12 protein-coding genes are annotated in these 13,588 nt (G+C 67.8%); 6 read left to right on the top strand and 6 right to left on the bottom strand.

Annotation, left to right across the window (positions count from 1 at the left end):
• Nucleotides 1–57: 57 nt before the first annotated feature.
• The 3 genes from E9536_RS13840 (at nucleotide 58) to E9536_RS13850 (ending at nucleotide 3,892) form a co-directional block, all read left to right on the top strand.
• Nucleotides 58–825: a class II aldolase/adducin family protein gene (locus E9536_RS13840; RefSeq protein WP_136469985.1), complete on the top strand. Its 768-nt coding sequence runs from the start codon at nucleotides 58–60 to the stop codon at nucleotides 823–825.
• Nucleotides 826–933: 108 nt separating this feature from the next.
• On the top strand, nucleotides 934–2,763 hold the full coding sequence (locus E9536_RS13845; protein ID WP_136469986.1) for an acyl-CoA dehydrogenase: 1,830 nt from the start codon (nucleotides 934–936) through the stop codon (nucleotides 2,761–2,763).
• 148 nt (nucleotides 2,764–2,911) lie between these two features.
• Nucleotides 2,912–3,892, top strand: coding sequence for an NADPH:quinone oxidoreductase family protein (locus tag E9536_RS13850; protein WP_059695633.1), 981 nt, complete (start codon nucleotides 2,912–2,914; stop codon nucleotides 3,890–3,892).
• A 100-nt stretch (nucleotides 3,893–3,992) separates the two neighbouring features.
• Here E9536_RS13850 and E9536_RS13855 read toward each other — a convergent pair whose 3' ends face one another.
• Nucleotides 3,993–4,529 carry a PadR family transcriptional regulator gene (locus tag E9536_RS13855; RefSeq protein WP_021157238.1) on the bottom strand — a complete coding sequence of 179 codons (537 nt, stop codon included), beginning with the start codon at nucleotides 4,527–4,529 and terminating at the stop codon, nucleotides 3,993–3,995.
• A gap of 150 nt (nucleotides 4,530–4,679) precedes the next feature.
• Here E9536_RS13855 and E9536_RS13860 point away from each other — a divergent pair, with 150 nt between their 5' ends.
• Together E9536_RS13860 and E9536_RS13865 are read left to right on the top strand one after the other, a co-directional pair.
• On the top strand, nucleotides 4,680–6,704 hold the full coding sequence (locus tag E9536_RS13860) for an NADPH-dependent 2,4-dienoyl-CoA reductase (RefSeq protein ID WP_136469987.1): 2,025 nt from the start codon (nucleotides 4,680–4,682) through the stop codon (nucleotides 6,702–6,704).
• Nucleotides 6,705–6,748: 44 nt separating this feature from the next.
• Nucleotides 6,749–7,189 carry a nuclear transport factor 2 family protein gene (locus E9536_RS13865; protein WP_136469988.1) on the top strand — a complete coding sequence of 147 codons (441 nt, stop codon included), beginning with the start codon at nucleotides 6,749–6,751 and terminating at the stop codon, nucleotides 7,187–7,189.
• 183 nt (nucleotides 7,190–7,372) lie between these two features.
• Here E9536_RS13865 and E9536_RS13870 read toward each other — a convergent pair whose 3' ends face one another.
• Genes E9536_RS13870 through E9536_RS13890 form a run of 5 tightly spaced genes read right to left on the bottom strand, consistent with a single transcriptional unit; the run spans nucleotide 7,373 to nucleotide 12,445 of the window.
• Nucleotides 7,373–8,449, bottom strand: a complete 1,077-nt coding sequence (locus tag E9536_RS13870) for an alpha/beta hydrolase (protein WP_136469989.1) — start codon at nucleotides 8,447–8,449, stop codon at nucleotides 7,373–7,375.
• Nucleotides 8,450–8,462: 13 nt separating this feature from the next.
• Nucleotides 8,463–10,139, bottom strand: coding sequence for a bifunctional 3-(3-hydroxy-phenyl)propionate/3-hydroxycinnamic acid hydroxylase (locus tag E9536_RS13875; protein ID WP_136469990.1), 1,677 nt, complete (start codon nucleotides 10,137–10,139; stop codon nucleotides 8,463–8,465).
• Between the two features lie 50 nt (nucleotides 10,140–10,189).
• On the bottom strand, nucleotides 10,190–11,257 hold the full coding sequence (locus tag E9536_RS13880) for a maleylacetate reductase (protein ID WP_136469991.1): 1,068 nt from the start codon (nucleotides 11,255–11,257) through the stop codon (nucleotides 10,190–10,192).
• A gap of 7 nt (nucleotides 11,258–11,264) precedes the next feature.
• Complete coding sequence (locus E9536_RS13885; protein ID WP_136469992.1) at nucleotides 11,265–11,567, bottom strand: Dabb family protein; 303 nt, start codon at nucleotides 11,565–11,567, stop codon at nucleotides 11,265–11,267.
• Nucleotides 11,564–12,445, bottom strand: coding sequence for an intradiol ring-cleavage dioxygenase (locus E9536_RS13890; protein WP_027787833.1), 882 nt, complete (start codon nucleotides 12,443–12,445; stop codon nucleotides 11,564–11,566). Before E9536_RS13890 ends, E9536_RS13885 begins: the two co-directional genes overlap by 4 nt.
• Before the next feature lie 117 nt (nucleotides 12,446–12,562).
• On the opposite strand from E9536_RS13890, the gene E9536_RS13895 reads away from it, so the two are divergent.
• The gene (locus E9536_RS13895; RefSeq protein WP_136469993.1) at nucleotides 12,563–13,486 is read left to right on the top strand and encodes a LysR family transcriptional regulator; all 924 of its coding nucleotides are present in this window, start codon (nucleotides 12,563–12,565) and stop codon (nucleotides 13,484–13,486) included.
• The last annotated feature ends 102 nt before the right edge of the window (nucleotides 13,487–13,588 follow it).

The raw sequence follows: 13,588 nt of genomic DNA on the forward strand, positions 1-13,588 counted from the left end.
GGCCGGGCCGTATCGTGCGGCCCGGTACGCATCCATCCTTGAACAAGGAGTGTCGACATGGCCTCGTCCGATGTCAGCGTGAAGCAGGCGGTTTCCCCCACCGAATGGGACGCGCGAGTCAACCTGGCGGCGGCTTACCGCCTCACCGCGCTGTTCGGCTGGGACGATCTCGTGTTCACCCATATTTCCGCGCGCATCCCCGGCCCGGAGCATCATTTCCTGATCAACCCGTACGGCATGATGTTCGACGAGATCACGGCATCGTCGCTGGTGAAGGTGGATCTCGAAGGACGCAAGGTGTCCGAATCGCCGTACGAGATCAACCCGGCCGGCTTCACCATCCACAGCGCGGTGCACGCGGCCCGCGACGACGCGCTGTGCGTGATGCATACGCATTCGATCAACGGCGTCGCCGTGTCGGCGCAGGAGGGCGGGTTGCTGCCGCTGTCGCAGCAGTCGCTCGGCGTGCTGGCGTCGCTCGGCTATCACGACTACGAGGGCATTGCGCTCAACGAAGGCGAAAAGGCGCGCCTCGTGCGCGACCTCGGCGCCCACACGAACCTGATGCTGCGCAACCACGGCCTGCTGACCGTCGGAGCGACGCCGGCAGACGCGTTCGTCGCGATGTACTTCTTCGAAGCGGCCTGCATGATCCAGGTGCGCGCGCAGGCCGGCGGCACTGCGCTGTTGCCGGTCGCACAGCCGATTCTCGACGGCATCAAGCAGCAGATCGCCGCGGTGACCCGCGGCATGGGGGCCGGCGCGCTCGTCTGGCCCGGGCTGCTGCGCCGGCTCGATCGACGCAATCCGGGGTACGCCGACTAGCTCATCGGTCGTTGTTGTTTGCGAACGACCGTGCTAAATTCCTGCCAGCATTCGCAATCACGGAACCCTTCATTCGGCTGACGAAGCCGGCCCCCGGGAGGCAGCACGATGAGCTTGTTGATGTCGCGACGCGATCTCGCGTTCCTGTTGTACGACTGGCTCGATGCGGAGGCGCTCGTCGCGCTGCCGCGCTACGCGGAGCACAGTCGCGAGACCTTCGACGCGGTGCTCGATACCAGCGAGCGGATTGCCGAAGACCTGTTCGCGCCGCATGCGGCACGAGGCGATCGCGAGGAACCGCACTTCGACGGCGAGCGCGTGACGCTGATCCCCGACGTCGAACCGGCCGTGCGCACCTTCGCGGACGCCGGGCTGATCGCCGCGGGCCACGACGAAGCGCTCGGCGGCATGCGCTTGCCGAAGCTGGTCGAAGCCGCGTCGTTCCTGTTCTTCCAGGCCGCGAACATCGCGACCGCCGCCTATCCGTTCCTGACCGTCGCCAACGCGAACCTGCTCGTCGCGCATGGCACCCCCGCGCAGATCGACGCGTTCGCGCGCCCGGAGCTGGAAGGGCGCTACTTCGGCACCATGTGCCTGTCCGAGCCGCAAGCCGGGTCGTCGCTGTCCGACATCGCGACGCGCGCGGATTTCGAGTGCGACTCGCCGCTCGGCCCGCGCTACCGGCTGACCGGCAACAAGATGTGGATCTCGGGCGGCGAACACGAGTTGACGGAGAACATCGTCCACCTCGTGCTCGCGAAGATTCCCGACGAACACGGCCGGCTGCTGCCCGGCACGCGCGGCATCTCGCTGTTCATCGTGCCCAAGTACCTGCCCGGTACCGACGGCGCCGCGCAGGGCGAGCACAACGACGTGGTGCTCGCCGGGCTGAACCACAAGATGGGCTACCGCGGCACCACCAACTGCCTGCTGAACTTCGGCGAAGGCACGCGCTACCGGCCGGAAGGGCGGGAGGGTGCGATCGGTTATCTGGTCGGCCGGCCGAACCACGGCCTCGCGTACATGTTCCACATGATGAACGAGGCGCGCATCGGTGTCGGCGCGGGCGCGGTGGCGCTCGGCTACACCGGTTATCTGCATGCGCTCGACTACGCGCGGAACCGGCCTCAAGGGCGTCCGCTGGGGCCGGCGGGCAAGGATGCCGCCGCGCCGCAGGCGCCGATCGTCGAGCATCCGGACGTGCGGCGCATGCTGCTCGCGCAGAAGGCCTATGTCGAAGGCGGTCTTGCGCTGATCCTGTACTGCGCGAAGCTGGTCGACGAAGCGCGCGCGCACGACGACGCGACCGTGCGCGCCCAGGCCGAGCGGCTACTCGACATCCTGACGCCGATCGCGAAAAGCTGGCCGTCGCAGTGGTGTCTCGCGGCGAACGACCTCGCGATCCAGGTGCACGGCGGCTACGGCTACACGCGCGATTACGCGGTCGAGCGGCTCTATCGCGACAATCGGCTCAACCCGATACACGAAGGCACGCACGGAATCCAGGCGCTCGACCTGCTGGGCCGCAAGGTCGCACAGGACGACGGCGCACTGCTGCACGCGCTCGACGGGAGAATCGGTGCGAGCGTCGAACGCGCGCGGGCGCTCGACGCGGGCCTGCGAGAGCAGGCCGATGCGCTGGCGCAGCGCTGGTCGCGGCTGCTCGACGTCACTCGACAGCTCGGCGCGATCGGCGATCAGCAGGCGCGGCTCGCGAACGCGAGTGTCTATCTGGAAGCGTTCGGCCATCTCGTCGTCGCGTGGCTGTGGCTCGACGTGACGCTCGCCGCGCACGGGCAAACCGGCGATTTCCACGACGGCAAGCGTGCGGCCGCCCGCTACTTCTTCCGCTGGGAATTGCCGAAAGTGGACGCACAGCTCGATCTGCTGTCGAGCGTCGACACGACGACGCTCGACATGCGCGACGCGTGGTTCTGAACGTAGCCGTACCAACATCCTGGAATACTGACGATGTCGCGAAGGCCGGCTCGGATGGCCATCGCACATGCGTCTTGAACCGGCCGCGCGGGAGTACCCCGCAGGCCGCATCGATGCGCGGTCGCGCCGCGCAAGGAGAGAGAAGCGCATGAAAGCCCTGTTGTGCACCGCATTTGGCCCGATCGACAGCCTGCGCATCGAAGACGTCGAGATTCCCGAACCGGCGGCCGGCCAGGTCCGGGTCCGGGTGAAGGCCGCGTCGCTCAATTTCCCCGACGCGCTGATCGTCCAGGGGTTGTATCAGGTGAAGCCGGCACTGCCGTTTTCGCCGGGCGCCGAGTTTGCCGGCGTGATCGACGCGGTCGGCGAGGGCGTTACCGCGTGGCGGCCCGGCGATTCGGTGGTCGCGTTCACGGGGCACGGCGGGTTCGCGCAGCAGTGTGTGGCCGATGCGCACCAGATCGCTCCGTTGCCGCCGGGGATGACGTTCGAGCAGGGCGCGGCGCTCGTGCTCGCATACGGCACGTCGCTGCATGCGTTGCAGCAGCGCGCGCGGCTGCAGGCGGGCGAGACGCTGCTCGTCCTGGGCGCGGCGGGCGGGGTCGGGCTCGCCGCGATCGAGATCGCGAAGGCGCTCGGCGCGCGCGTGATCGCGGCGGCGTCGAGCGCGGACAAGCTCGCGCTGTGCCGTGATGCCGGCGCGGACGAGACGATCGACTATGCGACCGAAGACCTGCGCCGCCGTGTGGACGAGCTGACCGGCGGGCGCGGCGCCGACGTCGTCTACGATCCGGTGGGCGGCGCATACAGCGAGGCGGCGCTGCGCGCGACCGCGTGGCGCGGCCGGTTCCTCGTCGTTGGGTTCGCGGCCGGCGAGATTCCGAAGATCGCGCTGAACCTCGCGCTGCTCAAGGAGCGCGACATCCTCGGCGTGTTCTGGGGCGACGCGGTGCGCCGCGACCCGGCGCAGCATGTCGCGAACATGCGCTTGCTGGCCGAATGGTTCGCGGCCGGCAAGGTGCGGCCCGCGATCACCGAGCGCGTGTCGCTGGCCGGCGCGACCGATGCGATCGCGCGGATGGCAAACCGGCAGGTGAAGGGCAAGGTGGTGATTCTGCCGGACGCGTGACTACGGTATGGCGCGTCGCGGCGCAATGCGCGCCGCGACGGCCGCGTGCGCCGGTGCGACGCTGGTGCAGCCGTGCCGGTGGCCGCCGCGCGAACCCGGTTCAGTCCTTCGGCAGGCGCAGCGTGTCGAGCGCATGCTGCGAAAACTCGACCCAGAACCGCTCGTTCGCAATGCCGGCCTGCAGCACCAGATGCTGCAGGCGCTTCGTGCGTGAATCGTCGGGCGTCGAAAAATCGCGCGCCTCGATCTGCAGATACAGGTCGAGCTTTTCCTGGTGAAGCGCGATGCGCCGCCTGATTTCGTCCTCGAGGCCGGCCGGCCCGAGCACCGCTTCCGCGCGCAGGCGCACCATCAACGCTTCGCGCAGCGGCGTCGGATCTTCCGGTTCGGCGATCCAGCGCCGAAGTTCCTTTTTGCCGGCCGGCAGGATCCGGTACGCGCGCTTGCGGCCGCGCCCCGATTCGGCGGGCAGCGATTCGATCCAGCCCGTTTCCTCGAGGCGCCCCAGTTCGCGGTAGATCTGCTGGTGCGTGGCCTGCCAGAAATAGCCGATCGAGCGATCGAAGCGGTCGGCGAGCTCGGACCCCGAACCGGGACGTTCGGCGAGCGCGGTGAGGAGTGCGTGAGGCAGGGACATGTCGGATCGGCGGAGGCTGCGGAATGAACCGCATCTTGCCATATCGGGGCCACAGTACAAGCCACGGGTCATGTTTATGCAACTTGTTGCGTAAACGAACGCGCTGAACTACCATCTGTGCAACTTGTTGCATAAAAATGGAGACACTCGATGGCATCCCGCTATCCGCATTTGACGACCCCGCTCGAACTGGGCTTCACGTCGCTCAGGAACCGCGTCCTGATGGGGTCGATGCACGTCGGCCTCGAGGAAGCGCCGCACGGATTCGAGCGAATGGCGGCGTTCTATGCGGAGCGCGCGCGAGGCGAGGCCGGCCTGATCGTCACGGGTGGCTTCGCGCCGAACGAACGCGGCCGCCCGGCGCCGGGCGGCGCGATGCTGACGACCGAAGCGGAAGCCGAACGCCATCGCGTCGTGACGCGCGCGGTGCATGCGGAGGGCGGCAGGATCGCGCTGCAGATCCTCCACTTCGGGCGCTACGCATATCACCCGGCGCTCGCCGCGCCCAGTGCGCTGAAAGCGCCGATCAACCGGTTCACGCCGCATGCGTTGAGTGGCGACGAAGTCGACGAGACGATCGCCGATTTCGTCCGATGCGCGGCGCTTGCGCAGCATGCGGGCTACGACGGTGTCGAGATCATGGGGTCCGAGGGCTACCTGATCAACGAGTTCATTGCCGCGCGCACGAACCACCGCGACGACGCGTGGGGCGGCGCCTACGAGAATCGCATCCGTTTCGCGGTCGAGATCGTGCGGCGCGTGCGTGAGCGGGTGGGCACGAACTTCATCGTCATCTACCGGCTGTCGATGCTCGATCTCGTCGAAGGCGGCTCGACGCTCGACGAGGTGATCCGGCTCGCGCAGGCGATCGAGGCGGCCGGTGCGACGATCCTCAATACCGGCATCGGCTGGCACGAGGCGCGTATTCCGACGATCGCGACCAAGGTGCCGCGCGCCGCGTACGCATGGGTCACGCGGCAATTGATGGGCAAGGTCGGCATCCCGCTCGTGGCGACCAACCGGATCAACACGCCGGAAGTCGCCGAACAGCTGCTCGCCGACGGCTATTGCGACATGGTGTCGATGGCGCGGCCATTCCTCGCCGACGCCGAATTCGTGCGCAAGGCGCGGGAAGGGCGCGCGGACGAAATCAACACGTGCATCGGCTGCAACCAGGCGTGCCTCGACCATACGTTCAGCGGCAGGATCACGTCTTGCCTCGTGAATCCGCGCGCCTGCCACGAAACCGAGCTCGTAATCCGCCCCGCACGGCAGCGCAAGCGTATCGCGGTGGTCGGCGCCGGTCCGGCGGGCCTCGGTTTCGCGGTCACGGCGGCCGAGCGCGGTCACGCGGTGACGCTGTACGAAGCGGGTGCCGAGATCGGCGGCCAGTTCAACATCGCGAAGAAGGTGCCCGGCAAGGAGGAGTTCAACGAAACGCTGCGTTACTTCCGCCGGCAGATCGAGTTGCGCGGGATCACACTGCATGTCAATACGCGCGCGAGCGCCGAGATGCTGCTGCGGGGCGAATTCGACGAGGTGGTGATCGCGACGGGCATTGTGCCGCGCACGCCGCCGATCGACGGCGTCGGGCATCCGAAGACGCTCGGTTATCTCGACGTGCTGCGCGACGACAAGGCCGTGGGTCGCAGCGTTGCGATCGTCGGCGCCGGCGGCATCGGTTTCGACGTCGCGGAATATCTGGTTCATCGCGATGGCGGCGAACAGGTGGACGCGGACCGGTTCTTCAACGAATGGGGCGTCGATCGATCGTATGCGGGTGCCGGCGGGCTGGGCCGTGCGCAACCCGAGCCGGCCGCGCGGCAGGTGCATCTGCTGCAGCGCAAGGCATCGAAGATCGGCGACGGGCTCGGCAAGACCACCGGGTGGATCCACCGCACGGCGCTGAAGGCGCGCGGCGTCGGCATGTCGTCGGCGGTGACGTACCGTCGCATCGACGACGAAGGATTGCACGTGACGATCGACGGCGTCGAACAGACGCTGCCGGTGGACAACGTGGTGATCTGCGCGGGGCAGGAGCCGTCGCGCGAACTGGCGGAGCAACTGCAGGCCGCCGGATGCCGCGTGCATCTGATCGGCGGCGCACACGAGGCCGCCGAACTCGATGCGAAGCGCGCGATTCACCAGGGCACGACGCTGGCCGCGACGCTTTGACGCCGATTCGTTTCTTTTCCGTCCGATGAGTCAGGAGACTTCTGATGACACACTCACCGCTGCAAGTTCATCCCACTGTCGCGAAATCGCTCGACGTGTGGCACGCGATGATCGACAACAAGGATTTCAGTGCGCTCGAATCGATCGTTCACCCGGATGCGGTGTTCCGTTCGCCGATGGCGTTCAAGCCGTACGGGCCGGCGCCCGCGCTGTTGATGGCGCTGCGCACGGTGATCACGATCCTCGAGAATTTCGTCTATTACCGCCAGTTCGTCACCGACGACGGCCTGAGCGTGGTGCTGGAATTCAGCGCGAGCGTCGGCGACAAGGCGCTGAAGGGGATCGACATGATCCGCTTCGACGAAGAAGGGCGGATCGTGGAATTCGAAGTGATGGTCCGGCCGTTCAATGCGCTGCAGGCGCTCGGTACGGAAATGGGGGCGCGGCTCGGGCAGCAGTTGCCGGCGTTCAAGGTTGGCGGTTGAAGCGAACGATGACCGCGCAACTGCGCGCGTGTCCCGGTTCGGCCGGCCATCGTGAGCGGATGGCGAAGTACGGCTTCACGCACGTGGAAATCGACGGCGTCGCGGCAGGCGGCGGTGCGACGTCGTCATGCCTGATGCCACGCGCGGTGTCGACCGTCGGCACGGCCGGCACCGCATGCGTGTTCACACAGCTGCCGCTCGCGCCAGCCGCTCGGCGAACCAGTCGCAGACGAGCGCGGTGCGCTCGGACGCGTGGTTGTAGATCGTGTGCTCGCCGTCCGGCCAGACCTTGAGCGTCGCATCGCCGGACGTCGCGGCATCGAGAAACGGCTGTTGATCGTCGATCCGGATCAGCGGATCTTCGCCGCCGTGCAGCACCAGCAGCGGACACGCGATACGGTTGCGTTCGGACGAGAAACGCATCCGCGCGAAGTTCGCCGCCACGGCATCGGGATCGTCGTTGCCGAGCATCGCCGCGGCCTGCTCGACGAACGTGCGGAACGGCAGCAGCGTCGGCGCCGCGAGCGCGCCGTTCACGCAACAGGCCGCGATCCGTCGGTCACTCGCGGCAGTCGACGCCGCCCACAACCCGCCGATGCTGTTCCCCCAGATACCGATCGGCCCGGGCACACGATCGGCGACGTGATCGACGAAGCGCCGATAGGCGGCGCTCATGTCGACATCGACGAAGATCCGCTGTTCGAGCCGCGTCTCGCCCTGGCCCGGCCCCTCGGCGAGCAGCGTGGCGAGGCCGCGTGCCGCGAGTGCGCGCGCGATCGGCCAGTACGCGAAGCCCCAGCCGCTCTGGCCGCCGAACACGATCACGGTGCCGCGTACGCGCTCCGCCGGCGGCCGCACCAGCCAGCCGATCAGGCGCGCATCGCCGAACGGCACTTCGACGCGTTCGATGCGCTTGTCGGACCAGCGCGCGAGGCCGTGCGACGCGTCGACGAGCCGCGCATAGAGCGCGCGCTTGCGCGGCACGTCGTGGTTGAACGCCATCTGCGCGAACAGCAGGTTCGCGATGGCCATCGCCTGCGCGTCGGCGGCCGTGACCAGGTGGCCGGCATCCGCCGCCTGCGCGGCGCGCGCGAGCTGCGCGTCGGCCAGCGCTTCGGCCGCGACGTCCCACGGCTCGCCGTTGGACGTGCGGGCGTGCAGCGCGGTTGCGTCCGCGTAGTCCATCCCGCAATCGAGCAGGCGCGTGACGGGCATCGCGCGCTGCAGCGACAGCGCGAACGGTGACAGTTCGGTCGTCATGCGTCGGTCTCCTTCACGAAGCGTGGGTGACGGCTGCCGAAGCCGCCGAAGCTGCCGAAGCCGCGGCAGGCTCGTTCGAAACGGCGGACCAGTGCAGTGCGGCGCGCAGCGCGTCGACGAGCGCGCCGAGATCGCGCAGGTCCGTCACCGAACCGAACACGATGAAATCGGGCCGCTTGATATACGCGGCGATGCCGTGCGCGTGCATGAACGCGTGCTGCTCGCCGTCGAGATCGACCACGGCATCCGGCGCGCACACGTCGTCGGCCAGCACGGCCACGTGACAGCCGAGCTGCGCGAGGAATGCGCGCTGCGCGTCGTCGAGATGGCGGGCAGGGTGCTCGCGCGTGACGAGCTGGAAACCCTGGCCGACCACGTCGTCGAAACGGCCCTCGGCCGCGCCGCGCCGTGCGCGGCCTTGCGGGGCCGGTGCGCCCGTCGACGGCAGCAGCGTGCCGTCGGCTTGCGCGTGCACGATGCCGTGGCCGAGCTTCGGGAACGGCGGCATCGGCGGCATGTTGCCGGAGCGGAACGCCGCGTCGCGCTCGGCGACCTTGCGCGGATCGTCCTCGTTGACGACCTGCCCGAGAAACAGCGACATCTGCGTGATCGCCGTCACGTGCGGGCGGCGCTCGGCTTCATAGGTGTCGAGCAGGTCGGCGGACGCGCGCCCGGTCAGCACCAGGTCGAGCTTCCACGCGAGGTTGATGCCGTCGCGCATGCCGGAGCACGCGCCTTGTCCCATGTACGGCATCATCGTGTGCGCCGCGTCGCCCGCGAGCAGCACGCGGCCGTCGCGCCAGCGTTCGGCCATGCGCGTCTCGAACGTGTAGACGACGTGCCGCAGCAGCTTCAGGTCGTCCGGGCCGTAGCCGTAGTGGTCGTTGAGCCACTTCCAGCCGGCTTCTTCCGTTTCCCATTCGGCCGTCGATTCGTTCGGCAGCACGCGCAGCTCGAAACGCGTGCGCTTCGTGCCGATCGGCATGTGCATGTACGCTCGCGCCGGATCGCAGTAGATCGTCGTGTGCGCGCAGCCGTCGCCGAGATCGCGCTTGTTTTCCGAATCGAGATTGAGCCAGCGTTCGTTGCAGCCGAAATCGGAGCGTTCGATGCCGAGCGTGCGGCGCACGAGGCTGTTCGCGCCGTCGGCGCCGATCACGTAGCGCGCGCGAATGACGCGCGGCCTGTCGGTCCATTGCGCGTCCTGGCCGCAGCGGGACGGATGCGCGGTCAGCGTCACGCCGTCGTCGTCCTGCCGCAGCGCGTCGACTTCCCAGCCGCGCAGGATCGTCACGTTCCTGAAGGCACTGGCGCGCGCATCGATCGCGTCCTCGATGTCGGGCTGGTAGATCGAGATGTGCGCGGGATAGCCGCATGCGCGGCCGGTCCAGTTCAGTTCGAGCAGCAGGTCGCCGTTCGCGTCGCAGTAATGGTAGGTGTCGACGGCCTTCGCGTTGCGCAGCGCGTGATCGACGTCGGCACTGGCCTGCACGATGCGCGCGGTTTCGCCGTCGATGTGCGTGAGGCGCGGCAGGCCGTAGGGCGTCGGCCAGCGTTCGAGGACGATCACGCGATGGCCGGCGCGGCCCAGCATCGATGCTGCGACGAGGCCGGTCGGGCCGTAGCCGACGATCGCGACGTCGCAGTGTTCGGCGGTGCTGTCGCCGTGCGCGCTCGATTCGGTATTCATGTGGGGTGTCTCCATGACGGTGGTATTTGTTGGTTTGTCGTGTGTTCGATTCAGCGCGCGGTCGAGCCGGGCAGGTTGCCGTCGAACGCGTCCTGCAGCAGCGCGCGCAGGCCGTCGCGTTCGATCGGGCGAGGGTTCCAGTACGGATTGGCGGCCGCGAGATCGGCCGCGCGATCGAGGTCGGCTTCCTGCATGCCGATCGCCTTCAACGAGACGGGCGCGCCGTTGTCGAGCGCCAGTGCGTAGAGGCCGCGCGCCGCGTCGTTCGTGCCGATCGCGCGGGCGATGCGCTGCATCGCGTCCGGCGCATGCGCCGCGTTGTACGCGAGCGCATGCGGCAGCACGACCGTATGGGTCGGCGCGTGCGGCAGGTTGAAGCTGCCGCCGAGCGTATGACAGAGCTTGTGATGCAGCGCCATGCCGACATTGCCGAGCACCATCCCGCACAGCCATGCGCCGTAAAGCGCGTCGCTGCGTGCGCCGAGATCGGCGGTGTTGCGGCGCACGCCGGGCAGGCCGCGCGCCAGCGCGCGAATCCCTTCTTCGGCGACGAGGCTCATCACCGGGTTCGCGTTGTTCGCGTAGAGGCCTTCCGCGGCGTGCGCGATCGCATTGAGCCCGCTCGTCACGGACAGCTCGACGGGCAGCGTGACGGTGAGCGCGGGATCGTAGATCACCGTTTTCGGCAGGACGCGCGCGTCGGAGCCCGTGCGCTTGATGCCGCCTTCCGTCAGGCCGTAGATCGGGGTCATCTCGCTGCCCGCATACGTCGTCGGGATGGCGAGGATAGGCAGGCTGCTTTCGAGCGCGATCGCCTTGCCGAGGCCGATCGTGGAGCCGCCGCCGATCGCGATCGCGCAATCCGCACCGCACGACCGGGCGAACGCCTGCGCATCGCGGGCGATTTCGATCGGCACGTGCATCGTCGCGCGATCGTACAACCCGGCCGCGCGCGCGCCGAGCCGCTCGACGATGTGTTGCGCGAGGTCGCGCTGCTCCGGCGTGCAGAGCACGAACGCACGCTGCGCGCCCAGTTCCAGCACTTCGCGTTCGAGATGGTCGAGGCTGCCTGCGCCGAAGATCACGCGTGCGGGGCGTGCCTGGTAAATGAAATTCATGTCGTCGTCACTCCATTGCGTAGTCGACCTGGTGGCGCGCGATGCGCAGGCCGGCCAATGAGTCGCGTACGCGTGCGTGTTCAGGATGCGTCGCGTATCCGTCGAGCGCTTCGCGCGACTCGAATTCGGCGATGAGAATCAGGTCGCACGCGTAATCGGCCGCGCTGAAATCCGCGCCGACCTCGAGGTGCGTCATGCCTGGAATCCGGCCGCGCAGGCTTTCGAATGCACGCTTCACGCTGGCGCGTGCCGCCGCGCGTTCGCTGTCGGTTTCGCCTGCGACGTTCCACATCACGACGTGCCGGATCACGCGCCGCGCCCTGCGGGATTGAGCACGAAGTCGTAATCGAGCGTGTAGAACGGCGTGTCCATGCGCGAACCGTCCGGCGCGATGCCGGGCGCGTGCCGCACCCAGTCGGCGACGAGCGTCGACCGTACGCCGAATACCGCGTCGGAGTCGAGATAACGGTCGCCGTCGCGAAACACGTGCGTGATCAGCGTTTCGTAACCGCGCGCCGCGATCATGAAATGCAGGTGAGCGGGGCGCCACGGATGGCGGCCGAGCGCGTCGAGCATGGCGCCGACGGGGCCGTCGTGCGGAATCGGATACGGTTCGGCGAGGATCGAGCGGAACGCGTAACGGCCGTCGGCGCCGGTGCGCAGCCGGCCGCGCGCGCGATGCGTGACCGAACCGTCGTCGGCCGGAAGCTGGACGTCGTAGTGCCCGTCCTCGTCGGCTTGCCAGACTTCCAGCGACGCGTGCGCGACCGGCATGCCGTCGATGCCGCGCACGTGGCCGGATACGAAACAGGGCTCGCCGCATGCGCCGTTCGCGATGTCGTCGAACATCGCGAACTCGGGGCTGCCGTCGACATAGAACGGGCCGAATACGGTCGCTTCCGTGCAGCCGGCCGGTTTCGCATGGTTCTGCGCGGTGACGAGGGTCGACAGCCCGAGCACGTCGGAAAGCAGGATGAATTCCTGGCGCTTGTCGTCGGTGATGTGCCCGACCGCGGTCAGGAAGCCGATCGCGGCCTGCCATTCGGCCTCGGTGAGTCGGGTCTCCCGCGCAAACGAATGCAGGTGCTGGACGAGACTGGTCATGACCGTGCGCAGCCGCTCGTCGCGACAGCCGGAGAGCGATGCGATCACGGCCTGCGTGATGGTGTCTTCGTTGAGATTGCGCATGGGGTTGTCTCCTGATGTCGTTGGATGGCGCGTTGACGTAACATTAATTCCTCCCCGGATCGTAAAAAAGATGGTTTGGAGGAGTTTTGTTCTCCGCCAAGTGGAAGAATCCAACGCATGGACAAGTGGACGCAGATCGAATTTTTCGTGCAGGTCGCCGAGTTGGGGGGCCTGTCGAAGGCCGCCGAGCGGCTCGGCATGTCGAGCGCGGCGGCGAGCCGCTGCCTGAATGCGCTGGAGGAACGGCTGGGGGCGCGGCTCGTCGAGCGGACCACGCGCCGCCTGTGGCTGACCGACGCGGGGCACGAATACCACCGGCGCTGCGTCGCGATCCTGACGGAGCTGTCGGAGGCCGATGCGGCGGTCAACGAAACGAGCGTCAATCCGGCCGGCACGCTGCGCGTGACCGCTTCCGTATCGTTCGCGTCGATCTATATCGCGCCGGCGTTGCCGGAGTTTCACCGGCGCTATCCGAACCTGAACGTGCAGATCATCGCGGCGAACCGCTACCCGGATTTCATCGAGGCGGGCATCGACGTGGCGATCCGCACGCGCGAGCATGAAGCGGATTCGGGCATCACTGTGCGCAAGCTCGCCGAGACACGGCGCGTGCTGGCCGCGTCGCCCGGGTATCTGGCGAAGCACGGCGCGCCGGCGACGCCCGATGCGCTGTGCGACCACCGGATGCTGGTCTACAACCTCGCGAACGATCCGTACGTGCTGCATTTCCGCCGCGGCGCGAAGAAGCAGTCGGTCACGATCAGGAGCGTGCTCGATGCGAACGAAGGGCAGGTGATCCGCGCGGCGGCGCTTGCCGGGCTCGGCATCCTGATCCAGCCGCTCTACATCATCCACGAGGATATCGTCGCGGGAAAGCTGGTGCCGGTGCTCACCGACTGGCAACTGCCGGCGCTCACCGTCAACATCGCGTACCAGAGCCGTCGTCACCAGCCGGCGAAGATCCGCGTCTTCACCGAGTTCCTGATCGAGCGTTTCGAACGCCTCGGGCTCGCGCGCAAATGGAAGGAGGTCGGCCGCTGATCGCGGGCCGTCGCCGCACCGCCGCGCATTTCTCCGTGTAACGAAGAACTGTTCTCCTGAAGGTCGTCTTTTTCGCCGCTGTCGTGCGCTTTACATTGCGTC

Origin of the sequence: Burkholderia sp. LS-044, assembly GCF_004803625.1 — a bacterium.
Lineage (GTDB): Bacteria > Pseudomonadota > Gammaproteobacteria > Burkholderiales > Burkholderiaceae > Burkholderia > Burkholderia cepacia.

Excerpts from the sequence above, each read along its gene's own strand:
- E9536_RS13840 (WP_136469985.1), top strand. The coding sequence starts at position 58 with ATGGCCTCGTCCGATGTCAGCGTGAAGCAGGCGGTTTCCCCCACCGAA.
- E9536_RS13845 (WP_136469986.1), top strand. The coding sequence starts at position 934 with ATGAGCTTGTTGATGTCGCGACGCGATCTCGCGTTCCTGTTGTACGAC.
- E9536_RS13850 (WP_059695633.1), top strand. The coding sequence starts at position 2,912 with ATGAAAGCCCTGTTGTGCACCGCATTTGGCCCGATCGACAGCCTGCGC.
- E9536_RS13855 (WP_021157238.1), bottom strand. The coding sequence starts at position 4,529 with ATGTCCCTGCCTCACGCACTCCTCACCGCGCTCGCCGAACGTCCCGGT.
- E9536_RS13860 (WP_136469987.1), top strand. The coding sequence starts at position 4,680 with ATGGCATCCCGCTATCCGCATTTGACGACCCCGCTCGAACTGGGCTTC.
- E9536_RS13865 (WP_136469988.1), top strand. The coding sequence starts at position 6,749 with ATGACACACTCACCGCTGCAAGTTCATCCCACTGTCGCGAAATCGCTC.
- E9536_RS13870 (WP_136469989.1), bottom strand. The coding sequence starts at position 8,449 with ATGACGACCGAACTGTCACCGTTCGCGCTGTCGCTGCAGCGCGCGATG.
- E9536_RS13875 (WP_136469990.1), bottom strand. The coding sequence starts at position 10,139 with ATGAATACCGAATCGAGCGCGCACGGCGACAGCACCGCCGAACACTGC.
- E9536_RS13880 (WP_136469991.1), bottom strand. The coding sequence starts at position 11,257 with ATGAATTTCATTTACCAGGCACGCCCCGCACGCGTGATCTTCGGCGCA.
- E9536_RS13890 (WP_027787833.1), bottom strand. The coding sequence starts at position 12,445 with ATGCGCAATCTCAACGAAGACACCATCACGCAGGCCGTGATCGCATCG.
- E9536_RS13895 (WP_136469993.1), top strand. The coding sequence starts at position 12,563 with ATGGACAAGTGGACGCAGATCGAATTTTTCGTGCAGGTCGCCGAGTTG.